Annotated in this window: 1 protein-coding gene; it reads left to right on the top strand. The window is 63.8% G+C overall.

Translation table 11 applies throughout. From position 1 onward, the window contains the following. Positions 1-547: alpha-amylase family glycosyl hydrolase (locus I8N67_RS41930; RefSeq protein WP_267912913.1), on the top strand; the 547-nt coding region annotated here is incomplete at both ends.

Below are 547 nucleotides of genomic sequence, written 5' to 3'. Positions count from 1 at the left end.
CCGCAGAAGGACCGGGACCCGGACTGGTTCAAACGCGCCGTCTTCTACGAAGTCCTCGTCCGCTCCTTCCAGGACAGCAACGGCGACGGCATCGGCGACCTCAAGGGCCTGACCGCCAAACTCGACTACCTGCAATGGCTGGGCATCGACTGCATCTGGCTCCCGCCCTTCTTCAAATCCCCCCTCCGCGACGGCGGTTACGACGTCTCCGACTACACCGCCGTCCTCCCGGAGTTCGGGGACCTCGCCGACTTCGTCGAATTCGTCGACGCCGCCCACCAACGCGGCATGCGCGTCATCATCGACTTCGTCATGAACCACACCAGCGACCAGCACCCGTGGTTCCAGGAATCGCGAAAAGACCCCGCCGGACCCTACGGCGACTACTACGTCTGGGCCGACGACGACAAGCAGTTCCAGGACGCCCGCATCATCTTCGTCGACACCGAAGTGTCCAACTGGACCTTCGACCCCGTCCGCAAGCAGTACTTCTGGCACCGCTTCTTCGCCCACCAGCCCGACCTCAACTACGAGAACCCCGCCGTGC

Origin of the sequence: Streptomyces adelaidensis, from assembly GCF_016598475.1 — a bacterium.
Classification (GTDB): domain Bacteria; phylum Actinomycetota; class Actinomycetes; order Streptomycetales; family Streptomycetaceae; genus Streptomyces; species Streptomyces adelaidensis.
The sequence above is the reverse complement of the archived record's forward strand: the minus strand, read 5'-3'. Positions and strand labels throughout refer to the sequence as shown.